The organism is Pseudomonas defluvii, from assembly GCF_001695625.1.
Lineage (GTDB): Bacteria > Pseudomonadota > Gammaproteobacteria > Pseudomonadales > Pseudomonadaceae > Aquipseudomonas > Aquipseudomonas defluvii.
The window spans coordinates 15,468-29,617 of record NZ_MBPN01000066.1 but is presented as its reverse complement, the minus strand read 5'-3'; the positions used below and the strand labels follow the sequence as shown (position 1 = coordinate 29,617).

Genomic DNA, 14,150 nt, shown 5'->3' with positions numbered 1-14,150 from the left:
CCATTTGCTGTCATCCTTTCGAGGACGACAGCTTAAACTACCCCGTAGTCACTGTCTCAAAAGGTGGATCCACTATAACATTCGACGAGTAAAATTCCCGGACCATTGTTTAGCTAAGTAACACCGAAAAAGGACATGACGTGATTGAGCAGATCGAAGATGCCAAGTTGCAGTTGAGGTCGAACGGTTGGGCCAGCTTTCACATGCACCACTCCGGGCTTGAGTCGATGGAAAGAACTGCCCTAGAAATCGCCTATAGCTTAGGAGATCCTCGCGCATCTCGCCGGCGTGGCCCACTGATTGACCATCTAGTACCGACCGAACAGCAAGCAGCCAACCCTCAATCCCTCAGTGCCCGCTATGGACTGAGCGAATTTCCTTGGCACACCGACGGAGCTCACTGGAGTACACCTCCGCGGTATCTTGTTATGGCGTGCTTTGAAGCGGATCAGCAGGCTGCTGACACTCTCATCTCTGAAGGTCGTCTCTTTGATCCATTGAATTCAGTAGCAGCTCGATCGGCTGTCTTCAGGATTATCAATGGCGGCAATAGTTTCTACGCTTCTGCCCGGCCTCCATCTGATTGCTATTACCGTTATGACCCTGGCTGTATGACACCTACAAATGACAGAGCCCGGGAAATGGTGAGCGCTATAGATCAAGAAAAACCAGTGCACGAACACAAGATCGAGTGGGGGGCTGGGAAGTTTTTGTTACTTGATAACTGGCGCTACCTGCATCGACGTACAGCGGCGACTGGAAGCGCCAAGCGAAAGCTCCTAAGGGTAACAGTCATGGAGAGTTTCTGAGATGCACAATGCAAAAGGCAGCACGAAAAAACCACACAAAGAAATCCCCCCGGCTATTTCAGCAGAGGCGCTGCTTGGAAAATCCCGGCTGTATGCCTCACGAGCCTTGCAAGCTAAAGCGTCAAAGGATTCCGAGGTCTATCAAATCTGGGCTGCGTTGGCACTAGAGCTTCTTGGCAAGGCTCAGTTATCTGGCATCCACCCTTGCTTGGTAGTTGAAACGGAAAATACCAACAGCCTTCTCGAAGCGTGCGGTATCGAGACTGATACCAAGGTCAAGACAATCAGTGCTCATGTGGTATTCGCTCGCTTAAAACACACGGTAGATAAGTTCGGCACACCGCATGCGGAGGCATGCAAGATAATTTCATCCCGCAGAAATGCCGAACTCCATTCGGGTCAAGCGGCTTTTACTGGTATGGCCGATAAGGATTGGGAGGGGCAGTTCTGGTCTACAGCCCAGCTCATCCTGGCCTCGATGACCTTGGAGCTAGAAGATTGGGTGGGGAGCGACTCAGCGATCCCTGCCACTCTGGCTCAGGATTTCCGCACAATCAAGGTAGAAGCTGCGAAACAACGCATAGTCAATGCTCGTACCATTTTTTTAAGCCCTGATGGTAAGAAGCTCGGTAAAAAAGAACTTGAGGCGCTTCGACAGCACTCGCAGACGCTCCAGTGGTATTCATACTACAAAACCTTCCGGTACCTTTTGGATAACTACTGGGAAGCCCCATGCCCAGCATGTGAGTGCAAAGGGTTCATGGGCGGAGACCGTGTGCATGAAGAGGTAATCGATCAAGACTTCGAAAGCGGCTACGAAACAGTAGAAAGGATCTTCACTCCCGTGGAGTTCTACTGTCCATCCTGTGATCTGCGCCTTGATGGCGCTGAGGAAATGGAGGCAGCAGAGTTTGAGGAGGAGTACACCGACCAAGACGAACGAGAAATTGAGTACGAACCTGACTATGGCAACGATTAGCTCAAGTCAGAAAGGAGGTGGACTACCTCAGTTAGCTCCTTGCCCTGAGCAAATATCATTGAGACGTCAACCATCTCACCGCGAATATATCGTGAACTACGAATGCTGAATCCATTCAAAGACCGATATATGGACGTGAATGCAGTGGGTATCAAGCCGGACAGAAAATGATCAAAAAATGGAGAAAAGGATGAGCCAAGCTTGGCCTTACCCCGGCGCACGCTGGTGGAAGTTCGATTTTCACACGCACACCCCTGCATCGAAGGATACGAGTGCTTGGCAAGCAGCTATCGGCACGCCTGATGAACTAACACCACAGAAATGGCTGCTCAAGTACATGGCCGCCGAAATCGACTGCGTAGCAGTCACTGACCACAACAGCGGTGAATGGGTGGACCGACTCAAGGTCGCTTACGCCGAAATGAAGCGCTTAGCCAATACGGGCAACCCGCCGGAAGGGTTTCGCGAACTATATCTGTTTCCTGGTGTGGAGATATCCGTTCAGGGTGGCTTCCATTTGCTGGCCCTATTCGACCCATCTGCCTCCAGCCAAACCATTAGTGATTTGCTGGCCAAAGTGGACTACTCCGGTACGCGAGGCGACAGTGATGGCGTCACCCGCGAAGGTGCAGCCAAGGTAGTCGCGCGTGTTATTGCTGAGGGCGGTATCGCCATTCCGGCGCATGTGGAGGGAGACAAAGGCCTGCTGCAAGTCGAGCTGAACACGCGCAAATGCCTACTTGATGCAACCACCGTCAAACAGGTTCTACAAGAGCCGGGCATCCTGGCCTTGGAATGGACCGCATGCAGCAGTCCTACTCCTGTAGTGCTGGAGGAGATAAAGCTGCGCTTTGCCAGTGTGGTGGGTAGCGATTGCCACAGTTTCCAGGGCTCGGCCATTCCTGGCTCACGTTATACCTGGATCAAGATGGCAAAGCCCAGTCTGGAGGGGCTGCGTTTGGCGCTGTTGGATGGGCAGGAAGTTTCAGTTCGCCGTAGTGACCAAAGCAATGGCTTTGCACCTTTCAATACGCCCGAACATTTCATTGAGTCGGTTGAAATCCACAACGCACGCTATATGGGGCGCGGTAAAGCAGCCGCCAGCCTACCATTGAACCCCTATTTCAACGCACTGATCGGTGGTCGCGGCACCGGAAAATCGACCATCGTGCATGCCTTGCGCCTGGCCTATCGGCGGGAAAACGAATTGTCGCGAACATCGGAGGCCGGACAGACCTTCCACAAGTTCAGCACGATCGCCAAGACCAGAAGTGATGATGGCGGCCTACGCACAGACACAGCCGTAGATGTTCGGGTACATCGTGATGGTTCGACCTATCGCCTGACTTGGCGACAGGACGGCCAAGGAAATGTGGTGGAAGAATGGGATACCTCCACCTCGGACTTCAAGCCTTCAGAAAGCCAGGGAATCAATGAGCAACGCTTCCCAGTAAGGCTTTTCAGTCAGGGGCAGATTGCAGCCTTGGCTAGCGACAGTCAGCAGGCCTTGTTGAAGGTAATCGACGATGCCGCTGACACTCGGACGCAAGAAGCGGCGTTCGAAGAGGCCAAAAGTGCTTTTCTGGCATCCCGGGCTCAGATGCGCGAGCTGGAGGGTAAGCTTCAAGGCCGCGAGTCGCTAACGCTATCCCTGCAGGATATACAGCGCAAGCTCGCTCGTTTCGAGGGTGCAGACCATACGGTGATACTGAAAAACTACCAGCGCACCACTCAACAAAGCCGTGAGCTTGAGCGTCAGCTTGAAGCATCCACCGAACTGGCTGCCAAATTGCAGAGTTTCGCTGCTAATTTGCAGTCGGAAGACCTGCAAGAGGGGGTATTTGATGCCCATGATGACAGCACGGCACTAGCGCTCGTTCAAGCACTGAAAGCGACTATCGACAAAGCAAGGCAAGAGGTCGAGAACACTGCTTCAGCACTGCAAGCGCGAGGGCAAGCCCTCAGAGGAGAACTGGAGGCATCGGCTTGGTTCGCTCGAATCGGCTCAGCTAAGACTGCCTACGAACAGCTCAAGGCAGATCTGCAACAGCAGGGTGTCAGTGACCCTAGCGAGTACGGACGTCTAGTGCAGGAAAAGCAGAGGCTGGAAACCGAACTGAAGCGCTTGGAGGCTTTACAGAAGCAACATGTTGACCTGCGCGAAAAAGCGATGCAGCAGCTGGAACGAGTGCAGTCTGCGCGCCGCACCATCAGTGCTCAGCGCAATACGTTCCTGCAAGACACGCTGCGCGACAACCCCTTTGTACGTATCGAATTGATCCCATACAGCCGAGATGTACGGAGCATTGAGCGATCACTACGGGAGGTGCTTGGTGCAGCAGACGGTAAGTATGCTGACGACCTGTACCAAGAGCAGGACGGCTCCAGTCCGAAGGGGTTGATAGCAGACCTGATGGCCGCAGCCGATCTTGTCGAAAAGCCAGGAGAATGGGACACACCTAACTTTGAGCAGTCATTGATGGCTCAGAAGAAGCGTCTGTCTCAGGCATGCCGTGGCAAAGCCGAATTCGGTGGATGGTTAAATAAATTTTTGAAAGCCGAGACAGACAAGCGCCCAGAGTTTCTTGACCACATCCTGTGTTGGTTCCCAGAAGACGGCCTACAGGTAGAGTACAGTCGCAAGGGTGACGGTCGAGACTTTCAGTCCATCGGGCAGGCCTCTGCTGGGCAACGTGCGGCAGCCATGCTGGCCTTTCTGCTAGCACATGGCACCGAGCCCCTGGTGCTTGATCAACCGGAGGACGATCTGGACAACCACCTTATCTATGGACTGGTTGTTCAGCAGATTCGATCTAACAAGCTGCGTCGCCAACTGATCATCGTGACCCATAACCCGAACATCGTTGTAAACGGCGATGCCGAGTTGATCCATGTACTGGACTTCAACCACCAATGCCATGTGAAGCAGACCGGCTCTCTACAAGACCAGGTAATGCGCCAAGAGGTATGCCAGGTGATGGAAGGGGGCGCAGAGGCATTTGAGAGGCGCTATCAGCGCTTGGGAAGCGAGCGTTGACGCTGCTACAGCGCCCAGATTTGCCCGTGAATTTCAATGGAACTGCAGTCGGAAAAGGTAACGCTTCCATACCGCCCCCAGACACCAAAAAATTTCAAATCAATTAGTTTGTTTAACTAACTGATTTTTATAATAAAAAAATCAACTAACAGTTAGTAGGGCTCCAGAAACGGTGAGGTGTCCAGAGGCCTGCTCGCCCAATGGAAAAAGGATGGACTGATCTGACTTTCAGTTGAGGCACCAGTCGTTAGAATCTTGGCCTATGACCCAGCGGGCCTCGCCGGAAGCGGTAAACGAGGCCTGCCTCTCAACCCTCATATGGGCCAAGTAATGCCTTCGAATCTTCCCGTTGTCGCAGTGAAACGTCACTGCAATCCGTTCAAATCCGATGCTCCATGGGGTGTAACTGTTCGTCAAAAGGACGTTCGACAAGCCTTGATCGAGCGCCGACTTGTAGGCACTCCAGACTCTGATGATCATGCAGGGCGCATCGCTTTTCTCGTGGAGAACCCCGCCAAAGACCCGATCCTGATCGATGTCGGCTGTCCTTCTCTGGGTTATTGGGGGCCGAATTGGATGGTGACCGACGGGAACCATCGTTTAGCAGCGGCCATCTTCCGCGGTGACTCGACAATTCCAGCCCTTGTCGATGGGGAGCTTGAGCACGCCTTCGAGCTTTTCGGTGTGGACTGCGAGGAGCACTACCCAGCCCAGGCCACCTGCTAGTCAAATAGAGAACCGGAACCGCGAATTAATACGGCCGCGCGCCTGCACACCTGGTGGCCGAGAAGGAGACACCATGACCGACATCATTCCTTTCCCTTCCATGCCCAGGCTGCACAACAACAAGGTGCAGCAGAACCAGGCAGAGCGAAAGAAATTGGCGGATTGGTTCCGCGCGTTGGCCCAGCATATTGAAGGAAACGAAATTGAGCGTGAGCCTCTTGCTGCCACGGTAGTCCTGTCCAGTGCCGCTGGCGACGAAGTTTTAACCGTCGGCTATGACGGAAATCCGCAGGTTTGCCGACGGCAGGCCGGATCTGCAGCGCATCGTTTCACCAACCTCGGCGGTTATACCCGCAGAGGTGGAAATTTCTTCGACCGGCTCAAATAGCTAGAGCAAAATCAGGCCATCACCCGAAACTCTCACGCCCTCTTCGACTAGAACAATCCAGACCTCCCGGTAAGCTGGCGCAAAACCTTTCGAAGAGGTGTCTATGAGCCCGATCCGCACTTGTTCCCCAATTGCCAAGAGAACAACCGAGACCTTTGTTGACCACGTCAACATTGGCGGCGAGCGTCAGAAAGTTGAATTTCAGCGGGAGGTTATCTGGCTCCAGGAGTCTGAGACGCAGCTCCTGTACGTTCACGGAGGCAAGATCCTCACTAAGGGGCCGTGTCACAACGACTACTACGGGTACCTCACCTCTCTCAATCCGCAAGAGCTTGGCGCTCTGAACCTTGCAGATCACTTCAGCGTTGATCTGCAAAGCACCCTGGATATCCAGCTGGTCACTACCGTTTTCCTGATACCTGTGCACGAGTCGAATGAGAACAAGGAGCACAACAGGACGAAACCTGCGGACTATCGGGATCACTACAGCTACATTCCAGATGGCTGGCGCTATGAGCGGCAGAGTGACGGGCACACGATCTACCCTCAGCCGGAGCGCGAAGAATTGGGTAAGGAGATCGTCTGGTCGACGCAGTGGAGTGAAGAGGAAAACCTGCGGAAGCTGGAGGACTTTAAGCGCCGCTGGGCCTTTTCCGTGGGCCAGGTGAGTAGCTAGTCCAGCTTGTCCAACTCCTTGGTACGTTCATCAATGACTTTCTGGGCGGAAGAGAGGAGGGCTTCAGGATCAGCCCCTTCCTTCATCGCTTCGATTACCAATATCTGCATCTGATGCCGAGAGCGCCTGTTCAAGCGGAAATTGGTCTCAAAATCCAGGGCAGCCATGACCGTAGTCATTATGGCTGCTCCACCCGCAAGAATGGCTGATAAGTCAGATCCTAGCCCCTCAGGGACGAATGACAGCTTTGCAACGATGGCAGCGGATGCGGATAGGACTGCTGAAAGGATCAGCAGCAGTCTGTATCCGATCTTCCATCGTATAGCTGAACACCGGTACCGAGATTCCTGTTTCTCGAGGACCGCCACGACCTGAGTCATCCGTTCTGCATCCATTTCAGAGCGACCTTTACGGTGGACTTGCCCAGAGTGTAGCCAGCGTTTGCCATATCTAGTGGCAAAGTGACTTGTCTTTTGGCCAGCTCTTGCCGATACCCTCCAGTAGAATGCCCCCGCCCGGTTGATACGCGCCGAGCCCCCGTTATCGTCCCTTCCACCATAAACACAGCTGACCGCTCGTTCTGCACGGGCGCGGCCTCCATGAGGACACACATCTTGATCTGGTTTCTTGAGGGACAATCCAGCCAGCGCGACATTCTTCTAGGAGCGCGTGAGGCCCTACCACCGGAGGTAAAGATTTTTGCCTCCCATCGCCAAGAAAGGCCTGAAATCACCGGTCACGCCGACGTGAGCTTCATTGAGCCGAAGGACAACCAAGAACGAATCGACTGGGTAATCGAGACAGCCTTGACCCATAAGATCAAAGTTATCCTGGCCGGCCGAGTGGGGAGTGTTTTCGAGGCCCAGCGTCGCCGATTCGAGGCTGCAGGGCTGGTGCTGGTTACCGGTGGTTCGACCATGAGCACGTTCGAGCTGGTGGACGACAAAAGCAAGTTCACTGCTGAAGCAGAGCGCGCTGGACTTGCCTGTGTCCCCGCGATTACGGCAACCAACGCCGAGGAACTCATCGACGCCTACGAAACCCTTCGCGCTCACGGAGACGTTTGTGTGAAGCCGGCTGTGGGCATTTACGGCCAAGGATTCTGGCGATTCAAGTCTGAAGCGGACCCGTTCCGTTGCTTCGCCAACCCCGACTCTCGGGAAGTCCAGTTCGAAACTTACCTGCAAGCCTATCGCGCCGGCGGGGAGCGTCCCGCCATGCTGGTGATGCCGTACATGGCGGGGAGCGAGTGCTCGATCGACATGGTTTGCGAGTCCGGCCGTCCGGTGGCATACGTTGGACGCCGGAAGCAGGGCCTTCACCAGACATTCGAGAACGATTCGCCAGCGGTTGAACTCGCACTGAAAGCCGCTGCTCACTTTCAGTGCGATGGACTGGTCAACGTCCAGACGCGGGATGATGCAGATGGTGTCCCGCATCTCCTCGAGATCAATCCGCGGTACTCGGGCGGCATCGGTTACACCCGGCATACGGGAATCAACCTGCCTGGTATCTTCGCCACCAGAAGGCTCGGACTGCCCGAGCCGGTGAGTCAGTGGATACCAAATATCAGGGTGAAAGCCATTACCGTTGCGGTGCCAGTGGCGACCTGATATGTAATCAAGCCTCAAGTTTGATACTATTTTGCCGCTTTTTATAAGGTACGGGACTCAAGGAGCGAAGCAGGGATGATGGTGCTGGCGCCTGGCGCAAACACCGCTTTGGGAGCTGCGCAATGCTCCTGGACGCTGGAGTGCGGAAATTCCTCGGCATTCGGGGAATACGCAGCTGTTGCTCTGCTTCCACTAGACGATAAACGTCACCCCCAAGGGGAGGCAGCACTGTTCCAGGTCACCCAGCCCTGGATGCAGTGGAGTGGCGCGCAGGAGAAAGTCAGCTGCAGCTTGAATCTCGCCCAACTGCCGACCGGCGCCGACCGTCTGCTCCTGGTGGTTTACACCTTCTCGGCAATGGGACCAGTCAGCGAACTCCGGTCCCTTCGGCTGCAAGTCGACTCTCAGATCGAAGTCAGCTTGGACCTGTCCGACAATGGCGAATCAGCCATCATCGTCGGCGAGTTCTACTGCCGCAATCAACAGTGGAAATTCCGCGCTCTCGCTGAAGGGTCGGCATACGGTCTCTCAGCGCTTGGACGTCGGATCGGGCTGAATATCGACGATGCCCATCCTCATCGCCGCTTCGGTTCCTCAGATCAGAACCGATCGGCAGCCGGCGCGACCGGTACCGGCTTTGCTGTGACATCCACTCATATTCTCACGTGTGCGCATGTGATCGAGGGCATGCAAGAGATCCACATTGCTTCGTTCGAGGGTCGGCATCGTGCCGAGGCCGTAGTTGTTGACCAGCGGAATGATCTGGCGCTCCTCCGGGTGCAAGGCGCACCTGCCTTCAAACCAGTGGCTTTCCGCGATGGGATTGGCTGTGACCTGGGGGAAACAGTAGTTGCCCTCGGGTACCCACTCGCTGGGCTGGCCGGTGGAGGAATACACGTTACTCAGGGGGGCGTATCTGCACTCTTTGGCCTACACAATGACGCCAGCCTGCTCCAGTTCACTGCTCCGATTCAGCCGGGATCAAGCGGAAGCCCTCTGTTCGATGGTTCTGGATCGGTTGTGGGGATGGTGACCTCCACTGTTCCTGATGCGCAGAACATGAACTTCGCAGTCAAGGCTGGACTTGCCCTGGCGTTTCTCGACGCCTGTGGTGTAGAGCCCAATCGTGCCCCGACAGGAATGACCTTCACGACATCCCAGATGGCCCGTGAAGCCCAACAATCGCTTTGGAAAATCGAGGCGCGGAATCCGTAAGCCCTATTCGGGTTGAAAGCAAGGGACAAGGCGTTAGGGTCACCCCTCGCGCCAATCAAGGAAGCAATCATGGAAAACAACGTAGTACCAACGTCCCTACGCGCCCAACTCAAGCGGGGGCTTCTTGAGGTCAAAGTCGACGACGCCGTCCTCCCTCCCGCTAACCTGTTCGGTTTTGCAGAGCGCCGGAATCCCAAGCGGGCATTCCTATTCGTTTCCAAAGTGCTGGGCCGCCATATACCAGTGCGCCCATCGGTCATGGCTGCCAGCTTCGAGAGCCTGGCTGCTGAAATCCCGCCTGATCTCCCTGGACCAGTGCTGGTCATTGGCATGGCCGAAACTGCCGTAGGCCTCGGTGCCGGCGTGCACCGCGCCTTCAGCGCAACTCGCCCTGACAGCGTATACCTCATCAGCACTCGCCACCCCCTCGGCACCGAGCTCTTCGCTCGTTTCGAGGAAGAACACAGCCACGCCAGCGCCCACCTGATCCACATGCCCGTCGACCCAGAGGTCCGGGAAATGATGCTACAGGCTCGATCGCTGGTACTGGTGGACGATGAGGCTTCCACCGGGAAGACCTTCGTCAACTTGCATCGCGCCCTGGTAGATGCAGGCCTGAGCAAGATCGAGCGTGTCGTCACGTGTGTCCTCACGGACTGGTCTGCTGGCGCTGTACGCCATGCCATCGGCGAGCAGGCGACAGCGGTGTCGCTGATGCAGGGCTCCTATCAGTTCCATGAAGACCAGGCAGCGCCGCTGCCCGAAATGCCAGACGTAGGGGCCGTATCCATCGGAGAGTGGCCACTTTCGGCAGATAAAGACTGGGGCCGCCTGGGCGTCCGTCATGTGGAAGACACGCTTGCTCCCGAGATCCAGGTCCAACCCGGCGAAAAGATCATCGTGTTGGGCACCAGTGAGTTCGTCTGGCGTCCCTTCCTGCTGGCCGAGCGTCTGGAACGTGCAGGCGCTGATGTTCACTTCAGTTCCACCAGTCGCTCTCCAATCGCCTTGGGCCACTCCATTGAGCATGCCCTGTCGTTCTCTGACAACTACGGTCTTGGCATCCCGAACTTCCTCTACAACGTGAAGCCGGGGCAGTTTGACCGAGTCCTGATCTGCACCGAAACCCCCGCGCAGGCAGTCCCTGCAGAGCTGGTTGCGGCCCTGAATGCAGAGGTGATTTTCGATGAGCAGTAATCGTCCCCTGGTATTTGTCGACCTCGACGACACCTTGTTCCAGACCGCTCGCAAGATGGTCGAAGGTGCGCCGCGCACTACCGCGACGCTGGATGTACACGGCCAACCCAATGGGTACATGAACCCGGTCCAGCACTCCTTCGTCAACTGGCTGCTGGCTTCGGCCGATGTAGTGCCTGTCACCGCGCGCAGCGTAGAGGCTTACAGCCGCGTCAAGCTCCCCTTCACCGAGGGGGCTATTTGCTCGCATGGGGGGGTGATGCTCCGGCCTGATGGCACACTGGATCAGGACTGGCATGGACAGATGGCCGAGTCCCTTTGGACCTTCCAGGATCGACTGCCGGCGTTGAGCGAAGCAACCCTGCAGATCGGGAAGGACATGGGTTATTCGCTCCGCGGTTGGGTTGTGGAAGAAGAGGGCCTGCGCCACTACGTGGTGACCAAACACAATGAATCCGATGACGCTGTCCTCTCCAAGGTCCTGAACGAGGTTCAGGCTCGAGGCATGCTGGAAGGCATGCACATCCATGCCAACGGCAACAACCTCGCTTTCCTGCCCAAGGGGCTGGCTAAGCGCCTGGCCGTTCAAGAATGGCTGCGCCGTGACGCCAAAATCAACGGCGAACGCCCGGTCCTCGGCTTCGGCGACAGCATCACTGACCTGGGATTCATGGACCTTTGCCACATGTGGGCTACACCCGCTCGCAGCCAATTGGCAAAGGCCGTGGAGGAGATGATCAATGAGTAATCTCCTCGCAACCCTGAACACCGTCGGCAGCGGTAGCTACGCGCCGGAAGACGTCCATTTCCTTCTGCAGTCGGTGGAAATGAATGTCACCGATGTCGAGGAGAAGGAGCGCCTGATTCAAAGCAATCAGAAGCACTATTCGGAGATGATCAGCCAAGAACACGCGCCTACCGACGTGCACAAGTCCCTGTACGCCCGTGCGCTTGTGCAGAACGGGGCGCGCATGGCTGAAGATGTTCAATCTCTGGCTTTGGCGTTGAATGCCGCCTACACCGGCTCCAGCATCGCCCTGGTTTCCTTCGTGCGCGCCGGTCTTCCACTTGGCGTCCTGCTCCGTCGGGCACTGGTCGAGATGGGCCGTGACGCCCACCATTATGGCGTAAGCATTATCCGTGATCGCGGGATCGATACGGTGGCCCTCCAAGCGATCATCCAGTTGCACGGTGCGGAGAACATCGTCTTCGTGGATGGCTGGACCGGCAAGGGAGCAATTTCTGGCGAGCTCAAGCGGACGCTGGGAGCCGACAAGCGTTTCCCGGAAGAACCACGTCTCGTTGTACTTGCCGACCCCTGCGGCCGCGCATGGCTCGCTGCCTCCGCAGAGGACTGGGTAATCCCGTCCGGAATCCTGGGCGCAACCGTTTCAGGCTTGGTATCTCGATCCATCTGGCCGACTCAAGGTGGGCTTCATGGTTGCGTGGTTTACGACCACCTGCATGAACACGACGTTACACGTGAGTTCATCGACAAGATCGAGGCTGAGCGCCAAGCGCTGAACAGTGTTCAAACTGCATCGCCCTGGACGCACGAGCAGCGCCTGAAGCTCCAGGCCGCAGCTGAAAACGTGGTCACCTCCCTCGCTACCCGCTTCGGCATCAGCAACCTGAACCGCGTCAAACCGGGTATTGCCGAGGCAACCCGAGCAGTCCTGCGCCGAGTGCCCGATCACGTGCTGGTCCGGGATCGTAACGACGGCGACGTGCAACTCCTGCTGCATCTCACTGAGCGCGCTGGGGTAACGGTGGAGGAGGCCGGCGAGGCACTGGGGCCGTACCGTGCGGTAACCATCATCCGGAGTACGAACTGATGAAGGCGATTTCTCCATTCGCTCTCGGGGCGACTCTGTACATGCCGGCAACTCGCGATGACATCCTGGATGTGGTGTTCGGGATGAAGATTCCTGAGCTTCGCTCACTGGTGGTATGCCTGGAAGACGCAGTGGCGGCGATCGACGTCGAAAGTGCGCTCGCAAATCTGCAGGCGCTCCTCATGGGCATCGACGCCCGTGGCGGCCGCCCGGAACAGGGGCCGTTGCTATTCGTCCGTCCTCGCGATGCAGAGATGGCAGCAGTGCTGAACGAATGGCCGCTGATGAAGCACGTCAACGGGTTCGTCGTTCCCAAGCTAACGCTGAAGTCTCTTGCTTTCTGGGAGGCCGCGGTCAGCAACCCTAATCTCTATCTCATGCCAACTCTGGAAACGAGCGATGTTTACGATCCGGGTGCCATGGTGGAGCTCGGTCAGGCTCTGAAAGCCAACCTGAACCAACGCATCATCGCCCTCCGGATTGGCGGGAACGACCTAATGGGCTGCCTCGGCCTGCGCCGGAACCCTGCCACCACGCTCTACAACACACCGATGAGCTACGTGATTCCCATGCTCGCCGGCGTAATGGGAGCACAGGGCTTTGCCCTGACGGCCCCTGTATTCGAACAGCTAGCCACCCCCCATCTTCTTCGGGAGGAGTTGAAGCTCGATATCGCGCATGGCCTGGTAGGCAAGACGGCAATTCATCCAAGCCAGATCAGCATCATTCAGGACACGCTCCGCGTGAGCCTGGAGGACCTCAACTGCGCCAAGCTGATCGTCAACGATGTGGCCCCCGCCGTCTTCAAGCACAACGACGCAATGTGCGAGCCGGCTACTCATTACAAGTGGGCAGTAAACATCCTCGAGCGCGCCAAGTGGCACGGAGTGAAGCCCGCCGAAATGGGTAATGGCGAACTCAGTGTCCGCCTGGCCGAGGCTAACTGATGAGCATCGAAATGCTGGAGGCAGGGCCGAAAGGAGCGAAGGTGCTCTCGGTGTTTGACTTCGATGGAACCCTCACCCGGCACGACAGTTTCGTGCCGTTCCTTCGGTTTGCCTTCGGCACTCGTGAGTTCACCCTTCGTATCCTCAGGCTGGTGCTGCCCAGCCTGAGGTATCTCGGCAGGGGCATGTCGCGGGATGAGCTTAAGGCCCAGCTGGTGAGCACATTTCTCGCCGGCGTGGAAGCCAAATGGGTGGGCCAGAAAGCAGAAGATTTCTGCCAGTCGGTTTGGCCTAAGCTCATGCGCCCATCAGGGTTACGATCCGTCGCGGCCGAAATGGCCTCCGGAGCAGAGGTGACACTTTGCTCAGCCTCTCCGGCCCTGGTTTTGCGTCCATTCGCCGACCGGCTCGGTATCAAGCTCATCGGGACAGAATTGGAAGTGGTCGATGGCCGGCTGACCGGCAAGATCAGCGGAAACAATTGTCGCTGCGAGAACAAGGTACTCCGACTGGAAGCCATCTATGGTCCGCTTACCCAATACCGGTTGAGGGCCTGGGGCGATACTCGCGGCGATCATGAATTACTGGCTGCTGCGCAAGATGCGCATTGGCGTCATTTTCACCCCGTATGGCGGCGTTCCCGCCCGCGGTTTAGCAAAGCAGGGAGCCCGGGGAGTGTTCCTCCGCGTGCCTCCCACTCGAACTCTGAAGATCAACAAGGAGCGTAA

The 14,150-nt window shown here is 56.5% G+C and carries 14 protein-coding genes; 13 read left to right on the top strand and 1 reads right to left on the bottom strand.

The genetic code is table 11. From position 1 onward, the window contains the following. The first annotated feature begins 140 nt into the window (after nucleotides 1–140). The 6 genes from EKA13_RS17545 (at nucleotide 141) to EKA13_RS17515 (ending at nucleotide 6,615) form a co-directional block, all read left to right on the top strand. Complete coding sequence (locus EKA13_RS17545; RefSeq protein WP_083199838.1) at nucleotides 141–809, top strand: TauD/TfdA family dioxygenase; 669 nt, start codon at nucleotides 141–143, stop codon at nucleotides 807–809. A 1-nt stretch (nucleotide 810) separates the two neighbouring features. Then, on the top strand, nucleotides 811–1,788 hold the full coding sequence (locus EKA13_RS17540) for a hypothetical protein (RefSeq protein ID WP_065760601.1): 978 nt from the start codon (nucleotides 811–813) through the stop codon (nucleotides 1,786–1,788). A gap of 190 nt (nucleotides 1,789–1,978) precedes the next feature. Continuing rightward, a complete protein-coding gene (locus EKA13_RS17535) occupies nucleotides 1,979–4,825 on the top strand; it encodes a TrlF family AAA-like ATPase (protein ID WP_065760600.1) in 2,847 nt (948 codons plus the stop codon). 330 nt (nucleotides 4,826–5,155) lie between these two features. After that, nucleotides 5,156–5,551 carry a hypothetical protein gene (locus EKA13_RS27880; protein ID WP_021018411.1) on the top strand — a complete coding sequence of 132 codons (396 nt, stop codon included), beginning with the start codon at nucleotides 5,156–5,158 and terminating at the stop codon, nucleotides 5,549–5,551. 73 nt (nucleotides 5,552–5,624) lie between these two features. Next, on the top strand, nucleotides 5,625–5,939 hold the full coding sequence (locus EKA13_RS17520) for a hypothetical protein (protein WP_021018410.1): 315 nt from the start codon (nucleotides 5,625–5,627) through the stop codon (nucleotides 5,937–5,939). 103 nt (nucleotides 5,940–6,042) lie between these two features. Beyond that, nucleotides 6,043–6,615, top strand: a complete 573-nt coding sequence (locus EKA13_RS17515; RefSeq protein WP_065760599.1) for a hypothetical protein — start codon at nucleotides 6,043–6,045, stop codon at nucleotides 6,613–6,615. Here EKA13_RS17515 and EKA13_RS27875 read toward each other — a convergent pair. Further along, nucleotides 6,612–6,782 carry a hypothetical protein gene (locus EKA13_RS27875; RefSeq protein ID WP_172405618.1) on the bottom strand — a complete coding sequence of 57 codons (171 nt, stop codon included), beginning with the start codon at nucleotides 6,780–6,782 and terminating at the stop codon, nucleotides 6,612–6,614. The genes EKA13_RS17515 and EKA13_RS27875 overlap by 4 nt on opposite strands. Before the next feature lie 447 nt (nucleotides 6,783–7,229). Between EKA13_RS27875 and EKA13_RS17505 the strand changes: the two genes are divergently transcribed. The 7 genes from EKA13_RS17505 (at nucleotide 7,230) to EKA13_RS17475 (ending at nucleotide 14,150) form a co-directional block, all read left to right on the top strand. Beyond that, nucleotides 7,230–8,228 carry an ATP-grasp domain-containing protein gene (locus tag EKA13_RS17505; protein WP_021018409.1) on the top strand — a complete coding sequence of 333 codons (999 nt, stop codon included), beginning with the start codon at nucleotides 7,230–7,232 and terminating at the stop codon, nucleotides 8,226–8,228. A gap of 75 nt (nucleotides 8,229–8,303) precedes the next feature. Then, entirely contained in the window at nucleotides 8,304–9,443 is a 1,140-nt protein-coding gene (locus EKA13_RS17500; RefSeq protein ID WP_010792512.1) for a trypsin-like peptidase domain-containing protein, read from the top strand. A 69-nt stretch (nucleotides 9,444–9,512) separates the two neighbouring features. Next, on the top strand, nucleotides 9,513–10,640 hold the full coding sequence (locus EKA13_RS17495; RefSeq protein WP_065760598.1) for a phosphoribosyltransferase domain-containing protein: 1,128 nt from the start codon (nucleotides 9,513–9,515) through the stop codon (nucleotides 10,638–10,640). Continuing rightward, entirely contained in the window at nucleotides 10,630–11,388 is a 759-nt protein-coding gene (locus EKA13_RS17490; protein WP_065760597.1) for an HAD family hydrolase, read from the top strand. The genes EKA13_RS17495 and EKA13_RS17490 overlap by 11 nt, the downstream gene beginning before the upstream one ends. After that, complete coding sequence (locus EKA13_RS17485; RefSeq protein WP_010792509.1) at nucleotides 11,381–12,475, top strand: cysteine protease StiP family protein; 1,095 nt, start codon at nucleotides 11,381–11,383, stop codon at nucleotides 12,473–12,475. Before EKA13_RS17490 ends, EKA13_RS17485 begins: the two co-directional genes overlap by 8 nt. Then, nucleotides 12,475–13,422, top strand: a complete 948-nt coding sequence (locus EKA13_RS17480) for an HpcH/HpaI aldolase/citrate lyase family protein (RefSeq protein WP_010792508.1) — start codon at nucleotides 12,475–12,477, stop codon at nucleotides 13,420–13,422. The genes EKA13_RS17485 and EKA13_RS17480 overlap by 1 nt, the downstream gene beginning before the upstream one ends. Then, nucleotides 13,422–14,150 (top strand): HAD family hydrolase, encoded by a 729-nt coding sequence (locus EKA13_RS17475; RefSeq protein ID WP_010792507.1) that lies wholly within the window; start codon nucleotides 13,422–13,424, stop codon nucleotides 14,148–14,150. The genes EKA13_RS17480 and EKA13_RS17475 overlap by 1 nt, the downstream gene beginning before the upstream one ends.

Bases quoted from the DNA above. Each gene is read 5' to 3' on its own strand.
- EKA13_RS17495 (WP_065760598.1), top strand. From the start codon at position 9,513: ATGGAAAACAACGTAGTACCAACGTCCCTACGCGCCCAACTCAAGCGG.
- EKA13_RS27875 (WP_172405618.1), bottom strand. From the start codon at position 6,782: ATGGCTGCCCTGGATTTTGAGACCAATTTCCGCTTGAACAGGCGCTCT.
- EKA13_RS17515 (WP_065760599.1), top strand. From the start codon at position 6,043: ATGAGCCCGATCCGCACTTGTTCCCCAATTGCCAAGAGAACAACCGAG.
- EKA13_RS17490 (WP_065760597.1), top strand. From the start codon at position 10,630: ATGAGCAGTAATCGTCCCCTGGTATTTGTCGACCTCGACGACACCTTG.
- EKA13_RS17540 (WP_065760601.1), top strand. From the start codon at position 811: ATGCACAATGCAAAAGGCAGCACGAAAAAACCACACAAAGAAATCCCC.
- EKA13_RS17500 (WP_010792512.1), top strand. From the start codon at position 8,304: ATGATGGTGCTGGCGCCTGGCGCAAACACCGCTTTGGGAGCTGCGCAA.
- EKA13_RS17485 (WP_010792509.1), top strand. From the start codon at position 11,381: ATGAGTAATCTCCTCGCAACCCTGAACACCGTCGGCAGCGGTAGCTAC.
- EKA13_RS27880 (WP_021018411.1), top strand. From the start codon at position 5,156: ATGCCTTCGAATCTTCCCGTTGTCGCAGTGAAACGTCACTGCAATCCG.
- EKA13_RS17475 (WP_010792507.1), top strand. From the start codon at position 13,422: ATGAGCATCGAAATGCTGGAGGCAGGGCCGAAAGGAGCGAAGGTGCTC.
- EKA13_RS17535 (WP_065760600.1), top strand. From the start codon at position 1,979: ATGAGCCAAGCTTGGCCTTACCCCGGCGCACGCTGGTGGAAGTTCGAT.
- EKA13_RS17480 (WP_010792508.1), top strand. From the start codon at position 12,475: ATGAAGGCGATTTCTCCATTCGCTCTCGGGGCGACTCTGTACATGCCG.
- EKA13_RS17520 (WP_021018410.1), top strand. From the start codon at position 5,625: ATGACCGACATCATTCCTTTCCCTTCCATGCCCAGGCTGCACAACAAC.